The sequence below is a fragment of the Pseudoalteromonas sp. BSi20495 genome, from assembly GCF_000241185.1.
Classification (GTDB): domain Bacteria; phylum Pseudomonadota; class Gammaproteobacteria; order Enterobacterales; family Alteromonadaceae; genus Pseudoalteromonas; species Pseudoalteromonas fuliginea.
Genome location: NZ_BADY01000014.1, coordinates 19,402 through 38,243 on the forward strand (window position 1 = coordinate 19,402; position 18,842 = coordinate 38,243).

Here is an 18,842-nt window from a genome sequence, read left to right on the forward strand (position 1 = left end):
TAACATTTCGCCTCCACTTCTTTATGTAAAAGTATTAGAACGTGTATGTTGCTTTAGCGTAGTAAAAGCCACCATTAATACCGAACGGAGATGTTTCGTAATACTTACCACCCCAGTTGTTATTTGGCGCGCCAGCTGCTTCAGCAAAATCAAGTTTTTCAGCATCCTGATCAAATAAGTTTTGAGCACCAACCGAGAAGCTAATTGACTCATTCATGAAGTAAGTAATTTCAGCGTCAATAGTTACAGCTGCGTCAGCAGTTTTTGCTGTTGCATCGTAATCTACGTGAACGCCTTGGTATTCGCCGTAGTAATTTGCACGAGCAAATGCAGAGATAGATTCCCACTGTTGAGACAATGTGAAAGTAGCACGGTGATTAGGTAAGTCTTCTTCTAAACGCTTAACTTTAAATGCACCGGTAATATCACTAAATTGAGTTACTTCAGTATCATTCCAGTTGTAAGCAAGGCTAAAAGTAGAGCTACCGCCCATTAATTCAGCTGTATAGTTTGCAACTAAATCGATACCTTGTGTTGTTGTATCAAAATCATTCGTGAAAAAGCTTACTTGTGCAAGACTCTGTACATTAGGTACGCCCGCTGCTTCAAGTGTATCTTTATCGCTTTGACTTAAATTAATCTTATCTGATTGGCTAATGCGATCTTCTACTTGGATATTGTAGTAATCAAGTGTTAAAAATAAATCACCAATAGTGTATACAGCGCCAAACGTGTAGCTTTGAGATTCTTCTGGCTCAAGCTCTGTACCACCTAATTGTACCGCGATAGGGTTTGTTGGTGGAAGTAGTGCTGAATCTTGTAATACACCATTGTCTAAGCTTGTTTGTACGTTACTTACATTAGCTTGACCAACCGTTGGTGCACGAAAGCCTGTACTAATAGAGCCACGCACGTTTAAATCTTCCGTTACATGGTACTGCGCCATAACTTTATAGTTTGTTGTTGTGCCAAAGCTGTCGTAATCTTCAAAACGTAAAGCTAAGCCCATTAAAAAATCTTCAGTAAATGGGGCTTCAATATCAACAAATGCAGCGTAGTTACGACGAGTGTATTCACCCGCGTCAGATGGCTTAAAACCAGGGAAACCATTAGAACCTATACCAAAACCTTGCTCAGTAAACTCACCTGCAGTAAATGACGCTACATCACCAGATGTTACTGTAAATGTTTCTTCATGCCACTCTAAACCACCGGCAATATTTACATCGTATGCTAAATCAAAATCAAATCCTTTAGAAATATCTAAATTGAAGTTTTTCTCTAGTTGCGAGTATTTACCTGGACTAAAGTCGCGTGGTGAGTCTAAGCCTAATGACGCATTAACTGTATCGTAAATAAAGTAGCGAGATTCATTAAAGCCAACCGTACCACTAATGTCATAAAATGCATCTTTTAAGAAGCCACCAGTGAACATGCCTTTAGTACCAATTGTTAAAGAAGTATCGGTAATGTTACCACCAAAGTTAGGTGTAAAACCGCCAGGCAGTGTTTCATTAAATGCAAAACAGTTAGCAGAAGTTAGTGAATCTATTGCAGATTGATCTGGTGCACCGTTAGCTTGAATTTCTACTACTGGACAATCTAATTGAGCGTCATAACCGTCTAAAGATCCAACTAAAACAGTAGGTGTAGCAGCATCCCAAGCAGTTTGTCCAACTGGGTTGTCATCACCAGGGCGGCGCATATTTACACCATTAACATCGCGAATGTTACCACCATATACACCTGGGCGAGATGTAGGGTTACGATAATAGAAGCCACCTCGTACATCGCGCTCAGAGTAGTTACCAAACATGTAAAATTCAGAATCGTTTGTTAGCTCTAATCCAACATTACCAAAAATTGAAATATCATCATCGACTTCTGGTGCGCCCCAAACTTGAGCTAAAGGCGATACGTCTTGAACACCAGCTGCTGCAAGTCCAGCAGCATCAGGACGCTGTACAGAGCGACTAGTTGCATCAGCTGTTTTGTATTGAAAGCTTAAGTTAGCAAAACCGTTGTCGGTAAACGGTAAACCAATGTTACCCGATACTTGAGTTGTATCGCCATCACCTTCGTAGAACTGGCCGTGGCGAACTTCTAATTTACCGCCTTCTGACGCGTCTTTAAGTTGGAAGTTCATTACACCTGCAATTGCATCAGAACCATACTGAGCTGCAGCACCATCACGAAGTACTTCTACTTGCTTGATTGCAATACTAGGGATAACTGAGATATCAGCACCTTGTGCACCATCATTAATACCACCACCTAAAAATGCGATTACAGAAGCACGGTGACGACGTTTGCCGTTTAAAAGAACCAATGTGCTGTCTGATGGTAAGCCACGTAAGTTTGCTGGGCGAACAAGTGATGCTGCATCACTAATAGGGTTTTGGTGAACATTGAAAGATGGCACTGCACCTTTTAAAAGCTCAAGCATGTCAGTATTACCTGACTTTTCAAGCTCTTCACCACCAATAATATCGATAGGAACCGGTGAATCACCAATTGAACGTGGAGCTGAACGCGTACCTACTACAGCAATTTTTTCAACATTTTTATTAACTTTAGCCTTTGCTTGTTCTTCATCTGCAGCAATAGCAGAGCTTGAGATGAATAAACCAGCGGTAGTGGTTGCTAGAGCAAACTTAATTGCCTGATTTAGTACGTTGTTTTTTAATTTCATTCTAATTTTCCCCAGTTAGAATAATTTTTGTTTAGTAAGACTTTGTAAGTATTGCTTATTTTATATTTTTGGACTGGAATACAGTGGATGTTAGGAGGAAGTTTAATTACTTGACCCCTTAGAGTTTTAGCTCACATCTAGTGAAGTCCTAATTACAGACTATACATAAAAAACAACGAGAGCAATTATTAATTAACTATTAAATAACAAAAGTTTAAATTAACTAAAAGCAGCTAGAGTGGTGCGTTATAAGAAGTAAAGTGGACTAATTAAGTGCAATATGGTGTTTTTAAGGGAAGTTAATGCATTTTACAGGTTGTTAAACTGTCGGCTTTGTTAATTAACTGTATCTATTTTGGGTTGTGTTAGCTGCCATTTTTTAAGCTTTTCTTTGTATGTATCCCATACACACGGGCAGCAAGAGCCTCCGCCACAACATTCATCAGATTTTGGTTTTTCAGGTTTTAAAATATTTTTAGTATTTTCTTTGAACATGGAAATAAATTTATTCGGCACTAGTTTGGTGCAAATAATAGTAGATGAGGCGAATCAAGTAAATTATTCTTTGTGAACATGGATGCCTGTGTGAAAATGCATGTTATGCGATTATATAAAGTTATTCACCGTGCACCTTGGCGGGTAGTTAAAATTAGTAAAAAACGCCAACAGCTGCGTTTTCGCCGTGCTATGGTGGCGCTTAAAATCGCACTCGCCCAAGAAAAACAAGAAACAAAAGAAATGCTTTCTATTTATAGGCGCTATACGCAAGGACAAACAAATCAAGCTGAGTTAAAGCGTGCCAACGAACAATTTGTCGATATTTTAAAGGGCCTTGGCTTGGGTGTATTTGCTGTATTACCATTTGCGCCTATCACTATTCCCTTAGTGGTTAAATTAGGAGGTTTAGTTGGGGTGGATGTACTACCTAGCTCCTTTAACATGAACAAATCAATTAAAGAGCTCGACGCAGAAATTAATCAAGAAAATCAAAAAGAAACTCAAAAAAAACAGACTAAAAAGTAATCTTACAAACCGTTAAATTAGCGATACCTTTTAGGTGCGCTTATTGATATGCTCTTAAGTACCATTTTTATATTATACGAGCTATTTAATGAGTGCATTACTACGTCATACATCTTCTGGTATTCCTTTATCTTTTATTTTAAAAAACGAATTATCTGACTGGCACGCACAGCAGCCTGCATTTATACAAAATTGGTTAACTAATACAGGTTTTGAAAAGCAAGGTGTTGCTTTAATTCCTGATGCTAAAACGGGCGAGTTAAGCCAGGTATTTTGTTTAATGCAAAGCAGCGATGATTTTTGGGCTGCGGGTAATTTAGCAAATACACTTCCTACAGGTACTTATCAAATTCAAGGCGACAGCGCTTTTGTAGAGCAGGTTGCTTTAGGGTTTGTACTTGGTGGTTACGAATTTAGTGAATATAAAGAAAAACCAACAGCAAAAGCGCAATTAGCCATTAGCGATAAAGCGTTATATGAACGCATTAGCCAACAAGCTGATGCCATTACACTTGCACGTGATTTAGTAAATACTCCAGCGGTAGATATGATGCCGCAACATTTATCGCAAGTAATGGAAGATTTAGCTGCAACTTACAATGGCGAATTTTCACAGTGGATTGGCGATGAGTTACTAGAGCAAAACTACCCGACTATTCACATGGTGGGTCGTGCAAGCGAAAATAAACCGCGTTTACTCGATTTAAAATGGGGTGCAACAGATGCTCCATTAATTACACTAGTAGGTAAGGGCGTATGTTTTGACTCAGGTGGACTTGATTTAAAACCAAGCTCTGGCATGCGTAACATGAAAAAAGACATGGGCGGCGCGGCGCACGTAATTGCACTAGCTCAGCTTATTATGGCAGCTAACTTACCAATTAGATTGCGAGTGCTTGTACCTGCTGTTGAAAATGCAGTATCGCGCAATGCATTTCGCCCTGGCGATGTTGTTAAAACACGCAAAGGCATTATGGTCGAAATTGATAATACAGACGCAGAAGGGCGCTTAGTATTGTGTGATGCATTAAGCGAAGCACAAAACGATAATCCTGAGCTAATTATTGATTTTGCTACCCTCACGGGTGCATGTCGTGTTGCGTTAGGCACGGAGCTTCCGGGCTTTTTCTCAACAGAGCGCGATGTAGCAAACGGTATTATTGATGCAGGTTTAAGTGTCCATGATCCTGTTTGGCAACTTCCGTTGTTTGAGCAATACAAAAGCTTACTAAAAAGTGATGTAGCCGATATGGCAAACTGCGCAAGTACACCGTTTGGTGGTGCTATTACTGCAGCGCTTTACTTAAAAGAATTTGTTGAACCAACAACACCGTGGGTACATTTTGATGTAATGGCGTGGAACTTACGTGCATTACCAGGTCGTCCAACGGGTGGTGAAGCATTAGGTATTCGTGCTGTATTTAACTACTTACAAAATCGTTTTAATAAATAAGTTTTTGATTCAATAGTAAGAACTTGAGCTTATGAGTTTTAAACCTCATAAAGCTCAAGTGGCAAGTTATCTGGATCGGCAAAAAAGGTAAACTTTTTGCCGGTTATTTCATCCACTCTAATATCCTCAACGTTTACTTCGCACGACTCTAAATACGTTTTAGCAATCTGTACATCCGCTACCTTAAAAGCTAAATGTCTTAAGCCTTGTGCTTCGGGATAGCTTGGTCTTGCGGGCGATCCATCAAACGAAAATAGCTCTATTTGGCTACCATCGGGCATGGCTAAATCTAATTTATATGAATTACGATCAGCTCTAAAGTGCTCATTAATAACGTTAAGTTTAAGTACATTGCTATAAAAGTGTTTAGAACGCGCATAGTCACTACAAATAATCGCAGCGTGGTGAATACCGAAAAGTTTCAAATTTAATTCCTTAAAAAGCAAAAACGCACTTAATTAAGTGCGTTTTATATGTGACTTACTACATGTTGTATTAGCTTGGCTGCGCTTCTTTACATGCTTTAACGGCCGGTGCTACAAGTTCTAAACCGGTTTTATCACATGGCGGTAAAGCGGCATCGCTTACACTAATAGGCGTTACGCGTTCGCCCCATTTTATGTAACTTGCAGCCCACGTAAGGCCTGCACCAAATGCAGCAGACATAATGTTTGAATGCGGTTTAATTAACCCTTGCTCAACGGCTTCACATAACGCAATAGCAATCGTAGCAGCAGAAGTATTACCGTACTCACCAATGTTAACCATTACTTTTTCGTCAGGTACTTTTAAACGATGCTGAATAGCCTGAATAATACGTAAGTTAGCTTGGTGTGGAACGAGTACATTAATGTCATCAAGGCTCAAATCGGCTTGTTTAAGTACATCGTCGCACGCTTCGCTCATTCCTTTAACAGCACGTTTGAAAATTTCACGACCTTCAAATAATAAATCAGATGGACCAATTGGCTCATATTTATTTAAATCACTACCAAAGTTAGTGATGTGTAAAATATCGCGGTCTTCACTGTCACAACCAGTTTTGGTTGCTAGTAAACCAGCTGGCGTATCTGCCGCTTCAAGTACTACTGCACCTGCGCCATCGCCAAATAAAACAGCGCTATCGCGACGTGCCCAGTTTACGTACCAGGTCATACGCTCAGCGGCAATGACCACTGCTTTTTTGATCATACCCGCTTGAATTTGTGCTGTAGCAGCTTGCAATGCATATAAAAAGCCCGAACATGCCGCGTTTGTATCCATTGCGGCAGCGCCTGTTGCACCAATATTTTTTTGCACTTGTGAGGCGGTATTTGCCACAACAGTAGAAGGTGTACAGGTTGCTAATATCACTAAATCAATATCTTTAGGATCAACGCCTGCGCACGCAATAGCATGCTTAGCAGCAACAGTTGCCAGCTCGGCGGTACTTACATGGCTCACTCGGCGAGATTTAATGCCTGTACGCGTGGTTATCCACTCGTCGGTGGTATCAACTATTTCACTAATTTCATCGTTGCTAATGCTTGCTGGTGGAATGCATTTACCCCAACCAGTGATATGTGCGTAAGGCATAGTATGTTCTCTTAAGGTGGTCTGACATGTGTTACTTATGGGGGAGTTATACCAAAAAACGGCTTTCAAGACTAGTTTATAGCATGCTTTGTATCGTAAATATTCGCAATTACAGGTTATTTAAGGTAATGCTAGTATAAAAAAGGAGCAAGTATGAAAACAACACTAATAACAACATTCACTTCAATAACTATGGCATTAATAGCAAATGGGGCTTTTGCTCAACAGCATAAAATTATTTATGCGGGCAGTTTACTTGCATCCGAGGATCAAAAAGTAAAAACAGAGCAAACGTTAGTCATAACAGATAATACAATAACAGCCATTAAAAACGGCTACCTCACAAAAGCAGAACTTAACCTACCTGATGCCGATATTATCAATCTTAAAAATCAATTTGTAATGCCTGGTCTTATTGATATGCATGTTCACGTTACGTTTGAGCGAGATGCTAAAGCAAATCCTCACCGTTGGGCTACAGAATACGATGCGGATTATGCTTTGCGCTCAATTAAATATTTACAACGTACGCTCGATGCAGGTTTTACATCAGTGCGAGATTTAGGTAGCGATCACAAAGTAATATTTCCGCTAAAACGCGCTATTGAGCGAAATGATATTAACGGCCCTCGCATTTTTGCAGCGGGTAATACAATATCGCCTACCGGTGGACACGCAGATATGCACGGATATCGAAAAGATATTACAGATGCGGTTACAGGCGGGATTGGTATTTGTAATGGCGCGGATGATTGTAGCCGTGCGGTACGCGAGGTAATTAAAAGTGGTGCTGATGTAATTAAAATTACTGCCACGGGTGGAGTACTAAGTAATACCGCTGCTGGTGTTAACCAACAACTTACAGATGCAGAGCTGGTTGCAATAGTTGATACGGCTCACCACTTAGGGCGTAAAGTTACAGCCCATGCACACGGTACACAAGGTATAAAAGCGGCCTTAAAAGCCGGTGTGGATTCTATTGAGCATGGCTCTTACTTAGATAAAGAGGCAATAAAGTTATTTAAAAAAACGGGAGCTTATTTAGTACCGACGCTTTTAGCGGGTGCAACGGTAAGTGAAGAGGTGCTTACAAATCCAAATATGCCACCGGCAATAGCCGATAAAGTGCGTGAAGTAACTCCAAAAATGCAGGCTTCGTTTAAACTTGCACTGAAAAATAAGGTTAATATAGCTTTTGGAACAGACTCTGGGGTGTCGCGTCATGGGCTCAATGCTAACGAATTTAGTTTAATGGTAAACAATGGTATGAGCGAAGCCCAAGCGATTAAATCAGCAACCATACATGCAGCTAAACTGCTGGGACAAAGCGCACTCATTGGCGACTTGAGTGTTGGTAAACAAGCAGATATTATCAGTGTGAATGGCTCACCGCTTAAAAATATCGACGTACTGAAAAACGTGCAATTTGTTATGAAAGCCGGGCAAGTTTATAAACAATAGGGAAGGTTATGAGCAGCAAAATAAAAGTGTCGTTGTTTAATCATTTGATTGACGCTGAGCGCCAGTTACTAGACCCAGAAGTTCGCCAATCTGAGCGCGCATTAGATGCTTTACTCGATGATGAATTTATCGAAATTGCTGCCAATGGCACTACCTTTAATAAATACCAAGTACTTACCCGCTTACCTACCGAGGTTGTGCCACAGTTTTATAATCAGCATTTTAAGGGCCGAATGCTAAGCGATGATGTAGTGCAACTTAGTTATCAAGCAGCTTATAGGCGCTCTGCTCGCGCTGAGTTTAATTATTCTTTACGTATGTCGCTTTGGCGTAAAAGTAATGAACAATGGAAAATGGTGTTTCATCAAGGAACGCCTTGTGCACCGTTTTCAATTTCGATGGATGATGATTAAAAATCACATAACCGTTAAAATAACCTTATTAAACATTTGATTGGGCAATTACCTCTTGTTAATGCGTACCGACCCCACCATTAGTCGACTATTAATGCTGCGAAGCGGCGCTATTGCCGTGCAATTAATTGCGGTGCTTAGCGTTTATTTTTTATTAGAGCATCAAATTGCATTACTGCCTTTACTTATTGTTATTGCCGTTGAGGCTGTGTTTCAGCTTATTAGCCTATTTGCTTATCGAAATGTAAGCCGTGCTAAACCTTTGGGTATGTTGATGCAGTTAACCGCTGATGTATTATTTTTAACGGTTTTGCTATCGCTAAGCGGCGGTGCGACCAATGCATTTGTTTCGTTATTATTGCTCCCGATAATGATAGCTGCTGTTACGCTGCGAGAAAAAGGATTAGCTTATATTGCGGTATTAGCCATTGCCGCATACAGTTTTTTACTTATAAATATGCCCGATCACAGTATGCATCAAATGAATATGAGTGGTCATTTTATTGGCATGTGGGTTAATTTTGTTTTAAGTGCCAGCGTAATTGCACTTGTTATTGGCGCAATGAGCAGGGCACTTAAAGAGCGAGAGCGAATTATTGCAAACGTGCGTGAAAAACAATTGCGTAATGAACAGCTTGTTACCCTTGATGGGGCCGCAGCACAAATAACCCATCAACTAGCGACCCCAATTGCAAACTTACAGTTACTGTTTGAAGAGTTATTAGAAGATCAACCAAACAACCCTATTGTTAAGCACATGCAAGCGCCGCTTACTCAGTGCAGTACACAACTTAACGACTTTAGAAAACTCTCAGAGCAATTACGTCTTAAAAATTCACAAGAGCATACCACCGTAAAGCAGCTGCAAACACAAATTACAGATACACTTTTACTGCAATATCCTGATCAACAAATTAAATGGATTACGCCACCTATTGCGGCAACGCTATTGAGTGATGCGATGTTATTGCCTGCTATTTTAAATTTATTGCAAAACGCCGCGCTTGCTAATCAAAAACAAGGTAAAACTCAATTAGAGCTGAGTTGGCAGCAAGATAACTTACATAGTGAATGCGTTTACTTGTTAATTCGCGATTTTGGCCCTGGCTTTTCATCATCGCAATTAGCAGAGCTTGGCGGGCAACTTATGCCAAGCGATCAGGGAATGGGGCTTGCTGTGCTTTTATCAAATGTTACTTTTGAGCGTTTAAATGGCTCACTTACCTTGTTTAACCATGCAGATGGCGGCGCTGTCGCCAAAGTTAAACTCGCTATTGTAAACACTGAGAATAACGCCTCATGAAGTTACTTATAATTGAAGACGACATTAATTTAGCCAGCACACTGGCAAGGCGCTTAACTAAACAAAGCTTTGCCTGCGAGGTGGCGCATAACCAAAGTGATGCGTTACTTGCTGCGCGTAAACTATTGCCCGAATTTATTTTATTAGACATGAAACTAGGTGACGACAACGGACTTGCACTCATAAAGCCGCTGCGTAGTTTACTCCCCCAAACTCATATTGTTTTACTAACCGGGTTTGCAAGTATTGCAACCGCAGTAGAGGCAATGCGGTTAGGCGCAAACGATTACCTTACTAAGCCGGTTGATATGGCAACATTATTAAAAGCGCTTAACACCGAGCCTGTGGCATCGGCATCGAATGTTATTGATGATGCGGTTATGTCGCCAGAGCGCTTAGAGTGGGAGCATATTCAACAAGTACTGCACAGTAATAATGGCAATGTGTCGGTAACCGCAAGGCAACTTAATATGCATAGGCGTACTTTGCAGCGCAAGTTACAAAAAAAACCGGTGCAGCAGTAATTTAGTACTTAATTTAAGGGAGGTGTTATGAGCGATGATGCAGCTATATTAATGCAAAATCAAAAAGTTATTTTATTTGATGCGCAATGTAAGCTGTGCAGCGCGTGGTGTAATTTTATTATTGCTCACGATAAAAATACTATTTTTAAATTATGCAGCGTGCAATCTCCAAAAGGGGAACTGTTGTTAACGCATTTTGGTTTTTCAACAATTGAATATGCTTCAATGGTTTACCTAGAAAACGGCAAAGCGTATACGCAAAGCCATGCTTTCTTTAATGTTGTTAAGCAGCTAGGTTACCCATATAAGCTAGCAACTGTATTTAGTATTTTGCCAAATAGGTTTAATAACTGGTTATACGATAGGGTTGCTTTAAACCGCTATACCTTGTTTGGAAAATATCAGTATTGCAGAATTCCCAACCCAGAGGATGCTAAACATTATTTTTAAATTGGTATTTTTATCTCACATATAAGTAGATGCTAGGTTTATGAGGTTGTGTTAAAATCGCCGCGTTTAATTTTAGCTAACGGTATAAAAGGCTTTTTCATGGCAAACACAGCACATGCACTCCACATTTTGGTTAAGCACAAAGAGATTGCAGAAGATATTATTAAGCAATTAGGTAAAGGTGCAAAGTTTCAAACCTTAGCTAAAAAGTATTCGTCATGCCCATCGGGTAAAAAAGGCGGTGATTTAGGTGAATTTGGTCGTGGGCAAATGGTCCCACAGTTTGACAAAATTGCGTTTAAAGGCGCAATTTTAGAGCCTCATCTAGTTAAAACAAAATTTGGCTGGCATGTAATTAAAGTACTTTATCGCACGTAATAAAATGATTTTTTGGTATTTGCGCGTTGTGACTGCTTGTATATGGGAAATGACCACATCGCTGTGAATTTAACCTTTGATGATAAACACGCGCTAACCTAAAATTTTGGGTTGTTTACTATTATAAAGTATTAAAAAAACCGCATTTTATATCTACGCGGTTTTTAACTAATTAAATTATTGATTACTTAACTGGTAATTCGATATCTGCAAATAATTTATCTACATCATCTTGGTTACGCAATAAACTTGCTCGTTCAACACGTTCTTTTGTTAGGTGCGGTGCAAAACGCTCAATGAAGTCATACATATAAGTGCGTAAAAAACTGCCTTTTCTAAATCCAATTTTAGTGGTACTTGCCTCAAATAAATGGCTCGCATCAATACAGACTAAATCGGTATCACTTATTTGATCTATTGCCATTGAAGCGACTACACCGACCCCTAACCCTAGACGAACATAGGTTTTAATTACATCAGCATCGGTTGCTGTAAATACAATATGGGGTTCAAGACCATGTGCACTAAATGCTTTATCTAGTTCTGAGCGACCCGTAAAGCCAAATACGTAAGTAATGAGCGGATATTGCGCTATGTCGGCAACAGTTAAATTATTTACTTTTTTCGCAAGAGGATGGTCTTTTGCAACAACAATACTGCGATTCCAGTGATAGCACGGCAACATAACCAAATCTGAATAAAGATGAAGTGCCTCAGTCGCAATTGCAAAATCTGCGTCGCCACGAGCAGCTGCGTCTGATATTTGTTGTGGTGTACCTTGGTGCATATGGAGTGAAACCGCAGGATATTTCTTCATAAATCCTTGAATAACACTCGGAAGAGCGTAGCGGGCTTGCGTGTGAGTTGTTGCAATATTAAGCTTACCTTGATCTGGTAATGTATGCTCATTTGCAACCGCTTTTATGCCTTCTACTTTGGAAAGTATTTCTCGGGAAATATTAATTATTTCTTCGCCAGCGCCCGTAACATGGGTTAAATGTTTACCACTGCGGCCAAAAATTTGTACACCCAACTCATCTTCTAACATACGTACTTGTTTAGAAATACCAGGTTGAGAGGTAAATAAACTTTCAGCAGTTGCTGAAACATTTAATTTATGATTTTGTACTTCTACGATATATCTGAGTTGTTGTAATTTCATAGCTGCATATTTTAACGTTGTTATTCATATAATTTATAAAGGTAATACGTGTTAAACCCAAGCGTTTTTTAATTTTAAAATTCACCTTGAGTTTTAGACATACATGTTTATCTGTTTGGGATCTAAGGCTAGCACAATAAATATGCTTCAGATAGCAATGATTATCCGAGATAATCTTATAATAGGCCCTCCTTGTAATGCTTTTTTAGCATATTTATAAGTTAAACTGCGCAAAGCTACCCTGTTAGTATATATTTAATGTAAGATTAAAAAATTAGATATGAATCCGAGAATTACACTATGATCGTTTCAATTATTATTGTGCTCATAGTCGCACTTATTGTGATTGCGCTTTGGGTAAGTGCTGTACAGCAACACAAAGAGAAACAAGAAGGCGAACGTCGCAAAGAGCTTACAAAGCAAAAGGCGATAATAGAAGAGACTGAAGAGGCACTTGTGAATAGTGCCAACATACCTTTGTCCGAACCTATTATTCGCGTACTACAACGCCGTATTTATGAAGCGCTGAAAACTATGGTGGCAAATTCCACTGGTTCAAAGGCGCTTAAAAACAGGTTAAGTGAAGCAAAAGAGCATCTTACACAACCTGTTCAAGGCAATAATAATGACTCGCTGTCTTTACCAAGTAACGACAAACAACTTGTAAGTCTTATTCAAGGTATAAAAAAATTACGCATAGTGTTACGCTCAGAACACAATAAAGGGCGAGTTGATAGCCAAGTGTTTACGGTTGAAGATAAACGATTAGAAAAGCTTCAACTTCGTATCAATATAGAAAGCCAAATAAAACGTGGTTTATCAGCACGTTCGGCAAACATGGTAGGTTCCGCTAGGCAATATTTTGAAAAAGCCCAAGTTACTCTTAACGGGGTTACTTATTCTGACGAATATGTTTCAGCTAAACGTCAAGAAGTGGAAGGTTATCTAGAAGCAATTAGTGTAGAGCTTCGGGCATCGAATGCTAATGCGCTTAAAAAGAAAAACGAACAAGAGCAGGACGAATTGGATGTATTATTTGCTCCTAAAAAGAAATGGTAAATATGTGTTATCAGCGATAAGCATCCTTTCATCTTAAATTGTTATTTGAAAGCCAGAAACTTTCTGGCTTTTTATATTTTTATTTCAGCCTACCCCTCAGCTAAAATGCTTGATCAGCTTGTCGTGTTGTTACAGGTAATCGGTACTCGAATGATAAATCTAACACCCATCCTAATTTCCTTAGCGAAAAATGGAATGAAAAATAAACTTTAGCCAAAAAAGTAAATTTAGTGGCGCAGTTTTGTTAGTCCAATTAATGTGGCAGTCTACTTTGGTTTTGAAGCAACTATTACTTAGCCAAGAATCTATATATGGTAATTAAATGATTGAAAAAATTATTGGTTTCGTTCTTTTATTTTTATTCCTAGTATCATTTTTAAGTGTGCTCGGCAATTTATTAGCTGCTTTACTTAATCCTATTGAACTGAAGTCAATTGCCTTCAAAAGGTTGAGTATATCCTTGGCTATACTGATAGTTACATTTTTAGTCGCATATAAATTAGGTTATTTTATTGATAAGTATAAATAAAGGAAATAACAAAGACACATATAGGCGTTCCCTTTTAGTCAAAACGAGTTAGTTTATAAACATAAAAAATTAATGCTTTTCATCTTATTTAATATCACTGTAATGGTGCGTCGCAGTCTTTTTGAAAAGCAAAGTTACTAAAAAATAATGATGACACCCTGCATAATTTTATGTGGTGAAAATCATTTACGGGAACCGAAGAGGATGGGTTGAAGTTAAGTCCTTTATACTACTGTGAATAATAACACCTCCTTGAAAAATAACGATGACACCTAGCCTAATTTTATGTGCTAAAGATCATTTACGGAAATCGGATCTCGAGCACTAAAACTTAAATAATATCCAACCTAAAGCATTCAGGTAAAGTTCATAATGCCATCCTTTTAGCTTATTGTACCTATATTTATTCCTTAGTATTATTATATTTAGGATAAGTAAATAATAATTAAAGGATTATAGTGAGCTACATTCTCCCTCTTTTTCGTGTGCATATTTTTTATGCCTTTTTCTAACTCTATCGCTAAATGCCGAACAAGAATTTGAGCAAGCATATGCTCCAATAAGCGTTTCCGGAATAACAATTTTTGTCCCAATAGAATTGTACCCAGATGAAACCAATTACTTATCGATTAAAGAAACCGCCGAGAAATATTTATTACAATGGACTGACAATTCCAATAGTGATTATTATGTAATTGAACGCAAAGTTAATAATAGTTGGCAATTAGTTGCCGATCAGGTGTCTACAAATGAATATCAGGCAAGCAAAAGCTATGGCGATGAGTTTAGGGTTAGGGGCTGTCATCAATATGGTTGTTCAGATTGGACCAATGTTAATAATATCAGCAGACTCCCTCTACAAATCACTTCGTTTTATACTAATAAAAGCTTGGTAAATGTAGGTGATGATATTGTTGTTTCTTGGAATGTTTTAGGTGCTAGCGAAGTTAACTTAAAGGTAAATAATACAAATTATATTGCATTACCATTTAGTGGAAGTAAAACATTAACTTTACATGACTATGCTTCATTTGAGTTATCTACTACTGGATTTGGAAATACTGCAACACAAGAGTTAGCAGTGGTGGTAAATCAACCCCGCGTGTTACAACCTGTTGATTTAAGTGGTTACTTGCAACCTCTCGAAAACCTTGGACTCGATATTATTAAAAGAGCTATTTTAACTGTAGATAATTACACCTACGTAGCGACGCAAGATGGCTTCATGCATAAAGTAAGTGACCAGTCGCAGATTGTTTGGAGTAAAAATACCAATGGTGTTATCGCAAATCAGCCGATTATAAGCAATGGTTATTTATATTACAGTGTTAGCTTAATCAATGGGGCAGGAGAAATATGCAAAACATCAATACTTTCTGCTGAAACAATATGCAAAGGTACCGGCCATGTAGTTATCGCAAGCCCGGTAATTAATCAAGTTCCTTCAAGTAGCTTAACTACATACACACAAAAAAGCTCGCAGACGAGTAACTTATCCGATGCAAATAAAAGTTTGTTGAGTATTGATACTTCAGGGGTAGTGACTGAATATAACCTCAAAACATTGACTGTAAAAAATCAATTTATGCTCCCAACTTCATATCGCAATAATTCAGTACTTTCTAATGCAAAAATTTCACAAAATAATGAGCTCGTCCTTAGAACAGAAAATCAAGTTGTGGCATTGGTTATTCCGTCTGCGTCATCTGCTGTTACAAGTTTCTTTTCTAAAGTACAAAACTTTTTTATTGAGAGCAATAATGATGTCAATGACACTGTTCCTAAAGTATTGGATATTGCATGGGAAAAGGAACTGAAATGATGGGTTTTCGTAATTTTTTTATATTTTTTATTGCTTTTATATTTAATTTTTTTATATGCACAAAAACCTATGCAACCATTAATTTTGAAAATGCTTGCGATAACAGCGAGAGAATAATCTATAAAAATAAATCTAATTTAGTAAGCGTATATATGGTTGAGGGGTATGGTGGACCTTTCCCTGTTAACTCAATCATTGTGTTTGACGGATTAACTATTTATCAAGATGAATATTTTGTTAAAACATTAAAAGATAAAGTATTGCTAACTCCTAATAAATTAGGTACCTTTTTACTTGAATCAAAATTTACGTTTTATCACCCCATGTCTCGTACTTCTTCTACTAGAAGGTGTTTAAAAAAAATAACGGTTATTTCTGAAGAACCACCAAGAGTTGAACTTCTGCAACCTACTAAGACAGAATCAGCAATTTATAGAAATAACAGCCTCGGAATTGCCTTTAAAGGAGTTAAAACTAGTAATTATATTAAGGCTATAAAAATTTATAAGGAGAATACAGTTGTTAAAACCTGCAGCTCAGGATTTGATAACTGTAGCTATACATTTAAAGGGTCTACATACGGGGACTATCACTTTACTGCTGTTGCAGAAGACAGCTTTGGTATCAAAAGCACATTAAGTCCTACTGCAACAATTAGTGTAGTAGAGAGAAATAAATTACCACAAGTCAATTTAAGCTCGGATAAAAAATTAGTTAATAGTAGTGGTAGTGTCACATTTAACTTATCTGCGACGGATGACAATACACAAAGTGCTAATCAGATAAATTCACTTAGCTTTTGTGTAGGAAATGCTTGTAAGCCCATTTCACAATATAAATCTAGTTGTGCGAATTCTGGAGCTAATCTTAGCTGTGTTTTTTCATTAAATGTTTCTAGTAATACAACGTTTAAAGCAATAGCAACTGACGTTGGCGGCTCAGTTTTTAAAACGCTAGGTGTTAGTTTAAACGATACACCTAAAGTCGCTATTAAAGTAAATACTTCCAGCCCCTTTGTTGGAGAAGATTTTACGATTAGTGCAGAAGCTAGCGATGCTCAAGGGCTAAAATATTATCAAATATGCGAATACCCTAATGGGAATTTACCAAGCTCTGCAACAAAGTGTAGTGGTAGTAATCTACTCAAATCCTGTAACTTAGGCACACCAAAGTGCAGTTTAAGCATTAATAAAAATACATCCTCTAATTATTCGTATTATTTATATGTTGAGGACACTCATGGTTTAAAAGCGCATACAAGTGTTGCTGTAAACATATTAGCTCCATTTGGTGTGAGACTTGAGCAATTACCAACATCACTGGTATATGGTCAATCGGTCACCTTAACAGCTAAAGTAGGAGCATTAACCAGCCAAGCTAAGGCTTTGAAGTCCCTTAAATTGTTGGTAAATGGCACCGAGCAATCTGTTTCAATCAATCCTAGCTTAGCTAGCCCACAACCTTTACCAACTAGTAATAGTGAACATAAAGCATTTAACCTTAGTTGGATACCAACAGTAGCAGGCGATGTATCTCTTCAAGTGACTGCAATTGACGCCGCGGGTAATTCTAAAACAAGTGCAGTAGTCACAAGTAAAGTTTCGCTACCTACGCCAGCTATACCTAAAGTGACTATAGGCGCACAAACTGACGGCCAATATGTTGTAAGAATAAACCCTGTAGCTAATGCTCATAGCTATATACTTTATGAGAATGGTGTTTTTTATGGTGAGTATACAAACCAAAGCATTAATGTATCCATTGCAAAAAGCTTTACTGAACACAATGAAGAGTTTAGTTATTGTGCATCTGCTAAGAACATTGATAATAGCAGGGTGCAAGTAAGCTCTGTTGGCAGTAGCAGTCAATGTGGAATTATTACAGTCAATAATCAACAACCCTTACCAGATTCCCCTATATTTAATAGTCATAACTTACAACAAAGTGGGCCTTACACGGTTAGCTGGAAAAACAATAATGATGGATTAACGAGTTATTACAAGTTAGAACGTTGGCAAGGTACTGCAGCTGATTCACAAACAACTACCAAAGAATTGTTATACAGTTTGAGTGGGTTATCGATTAACATCGCTCAACCACAAGTAGGTAATTACACTTATCAAATATCTGCTTGTAATAGCCAAAATAATTGTACCAATGGGCAGCTACTTACCTTTAATCATATCCCCGTTTATATACAGCAAGCAGAAATTGATACTAGCTGCGGTAGTACATGCATAAAAATAAAAGGAATGGGCTTTAATTCAAAGGTACTCAATTTAGGAGTTAGGTTACGAAATACTGCAGAAGTATTTAACTACATAATTAACAAAAATCCTGAACTTAGTTATGTTAATGAATATAACCTACAATTTAATGCTCCTGATCGAGTGATAGAAGGCTTAAATAATGGTGGGCTATATTTAGAGCTAAGTAATGGAGTTTCAAATGCACCTAATGGCTCTATAATTATAGATAATACGGGCGCTGATACTGGTTTTGACATGATTTTACATGCACCAGCAGTCAGCTCTACGGGATCGATTTATGTAGGCAGTGGCAATGATATTTACGCACTAGATGCCCAAGGTCATGAGCGTTGGAAGGTTAAAACTGACGGTAAAGTTATTGCTATGCCGTTGTTAACGACTAAAAATGGTCGTGATAATATAATTGTAGGCTCGTTTGACCATAACATTTATTCTTTAGATCATGATGGTCGAGAGCAATGGGTTACTAAAACACGAGGCTCTATTAAAGCGGCAGCACAAATAGATCAACATAGTAACGTGTATGTTGGATCGATGGATAAAGCGCTTTATTCACTAAACCATAGTACTGGTGCTATTCAGTGGCAGTATATTTTCCCAAGTAGTATTAGTCAGCAACCAATTGTTGCAGCAGATGATAAAATTTATGTAACAACAGACGATCAGCAAGTGCACATAATTGATCGAACAAGTGTTACGTTAAACGCGTTACATTGGGAGGATATAGA

16 protein-coding genes are annotated in these 18,842 nt (G+C 38.2%); 11 read left to right on the plus strand and 5 right to left on the minus strand.

The genetic code is table 11. From position 1 onward, the window contains the following. Positions 1–34 precede the first annotated feature (34 nt). A complete protein-coding gene (locus tag P20495_RS18170; RefSeq protein WP_008133838.1) occupies positions 35–2,692 on the minus strand; it encodes a TonB-dependent siderophore receptor in 2,658 nt (885 codons plus the stop codon). Between the two features lie 336 nt (positions 2,693–3,028). Further along, positions 3,029–3,187: an oxidoreductase-like domain-containing protein gene (locus tag P20495_RS21415; protein WP_008133839.1), complete on the minus strand. Its 159-nt coding sequence runs from the start codon at positions 3,185–3,187 to the stop codon at positions 3,029–3,031. A gap of 105 nt (positions 3,188–3,292) precedes the next feature. Here P20495_RS21415 and P20495_RS18165 point away from each other — a divergent pair, with 105 nt between their 5' ends. Further along, complete coding sequence (locus P20495_RS18165; protein ID WP_033014970.1) at positions 3,293–3,715, plus strand: hypothetical protein; 423 nt, start codon at positions 3,293–3,295, stop codon at positions 3,713–3,715. A gap of 88 nt (positions 3,716–3,803) precedes the next feature. Then, entirely contained in the window at positions 3,804–5,168 is a 1,365-nt protein-coding gene (locus tag P20495_RS18160; RefSeq protein WP_008133841.1) for a M17 family metallopeptidase, read from the plus strand. A gap of 38 nt (positions 5,169–5,206) precedes the next feature. Here P20495_RS18160 and P20495_RS18155 read toward each other — a convergent pair whose 3' ends face one another. Together P20495_RS18155 and P20495_RS18150 are read right to left on the minus strand one after the other, a co-directional pair. Then, a complete protein-coding gene (locus tag P20495_RS18155; protein ID WP_008133847.1) occupies positions 5,207–5,593 on the minus strand; it encodes a VOC family protein in 387 nt (128 codons plus the stop codon). A 70-nt stretch (positions 5,594–5,663) separates the two neighbouring features. Then, the gene (locus P20495_RS18150; RefSeq protein ID WP_008133848.1) at positions 5,664–6,743 is read right to left on the minus strand and encodes a ketoacyl-ACP synthase III; all 1,080 of its coding nucleotides are present in this window, start codon (positions 6,741–6,743) and stop codon (positions 5,664–5,666) included. A 153-nt stretch (positions 6,744–6,896) separates the two neighbouring features. On the opposite strand from P20495_RS18150, the gene P20495_RS18145 reads away from it, so the two are divergent. The 6 genes from P20495_RS18145 (at position 6,897) to P20495_RS18120 (ending at position 11,272) form a co-directional block, all read left to right on the plus strand. Further along, positions 6,897–8,204, plus strand: coding sequence for an amidohydrolase family protein (locus tag P20495_RS18145; RefSeq protein ID WP_008133850.1), 1,308 nt, complete (start codon positions 6,897–6,899; stop codon positions 8,202–8,204). Between the two features lie 8 nt (positions 8,205–8,212). Next, positions 8,213–8,617 carry a DUF4440 domain-containing protein gene (locus tag P20495_RS18140; RefSeq protein ID WP_008133851.1) on the plus strand — a complete coding sequence of 135 codons (405 nt, stop codon included), beginning with the start codon at positions 8,213–8,215 and terminating at the stop codon, positions 8,615–8,617. A gap of 61 nt (positions 8,618–8,678) precedes the next feature. After that, a complete protein-coding gene (locus tag P20495_RS18135) occupies positions 8,679–9,920 on the plus strand; it encodes a HAMP domain-containing sensor histidine kinase (protein WP_008133852.1) in 1,242 nt (413 codons plus the stop codon). Then, complete coding sequence (locus tag P20495_RS18130; RefSeq protein WP_008133853.1) at positions 9,917–10,444, plus strand: response regulator transcription factor; 528 nt, start codon at positions 9,917–9,919, stop codon at positions 10,442–10,444. Before P20495_RS18135 ends, P20495_RS18130 begins: the two co-directional genes overlap by 4 nt. A 27-nt stretch (positions 10,445–10,471) precedes the next feature. Next, positions 10,472–10,894: a thiol-disulfide oxidoreductase DCC family protein gene (locus P20495_RS18125; protein ID WP_008133855.1), complete on the plus strand. Its 423-nt coding sequence runs from the start codon at positions 10,472–10,474 to the stop codon at positions 10,892–10,894. A 99-nt stretch (positions 10,895–10,993) separates the two neighbouring features. Continuing rightward, positions 10,994–11,272, plus strand: coding sequence for a peptidylprolyl isomerase (locus P20495_RS18120; RefSeq protein WP_008171402.1), 279 nt, complete (start codon positions 10,994–10,996; stop codon positions 11,270–11,272). Between the two features lie 184 nt (positions 11,273–11,456). On the opposite strand, the gene cysB is transcribed toward P20495_RS18120, so the two are convergent. Further along, positions 11,457–12,434, minus strand: a complete 978-nt coding sequence (gene cysB, locus P20495_RS18115; RefSeq protein WP_007375573.1) for an HTH-type transcriptional regulator CysB — start codon at positions 12,432–12,434, stop codon at positions 11,457–11,459. A gap of 300 nt (positions 12,435–12,734) precedes the next feature. Here cysB and P20495_RS18110 point away from each other — a divergent pair, with 300 nt between their 5' ends. The 3 genes from P20495_RS18110 to P20495_RS20035 form a co-directional block, all read left to right on the plus strand. After that, positions 12,735–13,493, plus strand: coding sequence for a hypothetical protein (locus P20495_RS18110; protein WP_008133860.1), 759 nt, complete (start codon positions 12,735–12,737; stop codon positions 13,491–13,493). Between the two features lie 1,127 nt (positions 13,494–14,620). Beyond that, entirely contained in the window at positions 14,621–15,844 is a 1,224-nt protein-coding gene (locus P20495_RS18105; RefSeq protein ID WP_008133863.1) for a hypothetical protein, read from the plus strand. Continuing rightward, a partial coding sequence (locus tag P20495_RS20035) for a PQQ-binding-like beta-propeller repeat protein (protein WP_138950615.1) occupies positions 15,823–18,842 on the plus strand: 3,020 nt, incomplete at its 3' end. The genes P20495_RS18105 and P20495_RS20035, both read left to right, overlap by 22 nt.

Coding starts and splice junctions, on each gene's coding strand:
- P20495_RS18170 (WP_008133838.1), bottom strand. CDS start 2,692: ATGAAATTAAAAAACAACGTACTAAATCAGGCAATTAAGTTTGCTCTA.
- P20495_RS21415 (WP_008133839.1), bottom strand. CDS start 3,187: ATGTTCAAAGAAAATACTAAAAATATTTTAAAACCTGAAAAACCAAAA.
- P20495_RS18165 (WP_033014970.1), top strand. CDS start 3,293: ATGCGATTATATAAAGTTATTCACCGTGCACCTTGGCGGGTAGTTAAA.
- P20495_RS18160 (WP_008133841.1), top strand. CDS start 3,804: ATGAGTGCATTACTACGTCATACATCTTCTGGTATTCCTTTATCTTTT.
- P20495_RS18150 (WP_008133848.1), bottom strand. CDS start 6,743: ATGCCTTACGCACATATCACTGGTTGGGGTAAATGCATTCCACCAGCA.
- P20495_RS18145 (WP_008133850.1), top strand. CDS start 6,897: ATGAAAACAACACTAATAACAACATTCACTTCAATAACTATGGCATTA.
- P20495_RS18140 (WP_008133851.1), top strand. CDS start 8,213: ATGAGCAGCAAAATAAAAGTGTCGTTGTTTAATCATTTGATTGACGCT.
- P20495_RS18135 (WP_008133852.1), top strand. CDS start 8,679: ATGCGTACCGACCCCACCATTAGTCGACTATTAATGCTGCGAAGCGGC.
- P20495_RS18130 (WP_008133853.1), top strand. CDS start 9,917: ATGAAGTTACTTATAATTGAAGACGACATTAATTTAGCCAGCACACTG.
- P20495_RS18125 (WP_008133855.1), top strand. CDS start 10,472: ATGAGCGATGATGCAGCTATATTAATGCAAAATCAAAAAGTTATTTTA.
- P20495_RS18120 (WP_008171402.1), top strand. CDS start 10,994: ATGGCAAACACAGCACATGCACTCCACATTTTGGTTAAGCACAAAGAG.
- cysB (WP_007375573.1), bottom strand. CDS start 12,434: ATGAAATTACAACAACTCAGATATATCGTAGAAGTACAAAATCATAAA.
- P20495_RS18110 (WP_008133860.1), top strand. CDS start 12,735: ATGATCGTTTCAATTATTATTGTGCTCATAGTCGCACTTATTGTGATT.